The organism is Mesorhizobium sp. M7A.F.Ca.CA.002.04.1.1, assembly GCF_004022805.1.
GTDB classification, from domain to species: domain Bacteria; phylum Pseudomonadota; class Alphaproteobacteria; order Rhizobiales; family Rhizobiaceae; genus Mesorhizobium; species Mesorhizobium ciceri.
Window position 1 is genome coordinate 1 of sequence record NZ_RZPL01000864.1, and the last position, 2,198, is coordinate 2,198.

The 2,198-nt window shown below is 64.8% G+C and carries 1 protein-coding gene; it reads left to right on the forward strand.

The genetic code is table 11. From position 1 onward, the window contains the following. Positions 1 to 96: 96 nt before the first annotated feature. Positions 97 to 2,163, forward strand: coding sequence for a 3-hydroxyacyl-CoA dehydrogenase NAD-binding domain-containing protein (locus ENZ75_RS29615; protein WP_063169503.1), 2,067 nt, complete (start codon positions 97 to 99; stop codon positions 2,161 to 2,163). Positions 2,164 to 2,198: the final 35 nt, after the last annotated feature.

Genomic DNA, 2,198 nt, shown 5'->3' on the forward strand with positions numbered 1-2,198 from the left:
CATTGTGCCAGGCCGACATCCGGTTCCCTTCGACGTTATGGCGCTGTAAATCCCGTTCGCGTGGCCACGGCCGCTGAATAATGCTGGGAGGTTTGCGTGTCCGATTTTGTGAAGGTCAGCCGCGACGGCGACGTTGCCGTCGTCACCATCGACAATCCGCCGGTCAACGCGCTGAGCTTCCATGTCCGCGAACCGCTGATGCAGGCGCTGGTCGAATTGCGCGACGATGCGTCGGTTGCCGCCATAGTCATTGCATGCGCCGGCCGGACGTTTGTCGCCGGCGCCGACATCACCGAGTTCGGCAAGCCGATGCAGCAGCCCGAACTGCGCGCCATCGTGGCGACGCTGGAAACCATCGCCAAGCCGACGGTCGCAGCCATCCACGGCACCGCGCTCGGCGGCGGGCTGGAGCTGGCGCTGGGCTGCCATTTCCGTGTTGCCGATGCCGGCGCCAAGCTCGGCCTGCCGGAAGTCAAACTCGGCCTGCTGCCGGGTGGCGGTGGCACGGTACGGCTGCCGCGCCTTGTCGGCGCGGTGAAGGCGTTGAAGATGATCGTCTCAGGTGCGCCGATCGGCGCGACCGAGGCGCACGCCGCCGGTCTCGTCGATGCCGTCTTCGAAGGCGATCTGACCACGCATGCCGTGAACTTCGCTGGGGAAATCGCCCGCAAGGGTGGTCCCTTCACGCCGGTGCGCGATCGCAATGATGGTCTCAAGCAGACTGATCTCGCGGCGTTCGACGCCGGGGCTGCGGATCTTGCCAGGAAAGCGCGCGGCCTCGAGGCGCCGATCGCTTGTGCGCAGTCGGTGCGCAATGCCGTCACGCTGCCGTTCGATGCGGCACTGGCGGCAGAGCGTGCGCTGTTCGTCAAGCTGGTCGCCAGCGACCAATCGCGGGCGCAGCGCCATCTGTTCTTCGCCGAACGTGAGGCGACAAAGCTTCCAGGAAAAGACGTCGTCAAGCGCAGGATCGCCCGCGTCGGCGTCATCGGTGCCGGTACGATGGGCGGCGGCATTGCCATGGCCTTCGCCAATGGCGGATATCCCGTGACCTTGCTGGAAACCAGCCGTGAGGCATTGCAGCGTGGCTTGGCGACCATCGACAGGAACTACTCGGTTTCCGTCACGCGCGGTTCGCTCAGCGACGACGCCAAGCGGGAGCGGCTCGCCCAGTTCAAGGGCTCCACCGACTATGCCGATCTCGCCGATTGCGACCTGATCGTCGAGGCGGTGTTCGAGGACATGGCGGTCAAGAAGGAAGTGTTCGGCAAGCTCGAAGCCGTGGCGAAGCCCGGCGCGATCCTGGCCACCAACACCTCCTATCTCGACATCAACGAAATCGCTGCCTCGACCTCGCGGCCGCAGGATGTGCTCGGCCTGCATTTCTTTTCGCCGGCCAATGTCATGAAGCTCTTGGAGATCGTGCGCGCCGAGAAGACCGCGCCCGATGCGCTGGCGACATCAGTCGACCTGGCGAGGCGGATCGGCAAGGTGGCCGTCGTGGTCGGCGTCTGCCACGGCTTCGTCGGCAACCGCATGCTTGCCGCGCGGGGCTCGGAATCGGAAGCGCTTCTTCTGGAAGGCGCAACGCCCAGCCAGATCGACCAGGTGTTCACCGATTTCGGCTGGCCGATGGGGCCGTTCCAAATGGGCGATCTCGCCGGTCTCGATATTGGCTGGCGCAACCGCAAGGCACGCGGCCAGAAAGCCGTGATCGCCGACACGCTGTGCGAACAAGGACGTTTCGGCCAGAAGACCGGCCGGGGTTTTTACCTCTATGAGGCTGGCGCGCGCACGCCAGTGCCGGATCCCGAGGTTGAAGCGCTGATCCGCGACAAGGCCGCCGAGAAGGGTATCGCACCGCGTGCGATCAGTGCGGAGGAAATCGTAGAGCGCACGCTTTACCCCCTGATCAACGAGGGCGCCAAGATCCTGGAGGAAGGCATAGCGGCCCGTGCGTCCGACATCGATGTCGTCTGGGTCAATGGCTACGGCTTTCCCATCGGCAAGGGCGGACCGATGTTCTGGGTTGGCCTTGAAGGTCCGGCCAGGATCATCGAGCGGCTCGAATACTGGCATCAACGGACGGGCAAGGATGTGTTCAAGCCGGCGCCGTTGCTGAAGCGGATGGCCGAGACCGGGTCGTGGGAAGCCGGCGGTTAGAGAGCCCACCGGATCCGTGCATCGATGATCTCGAC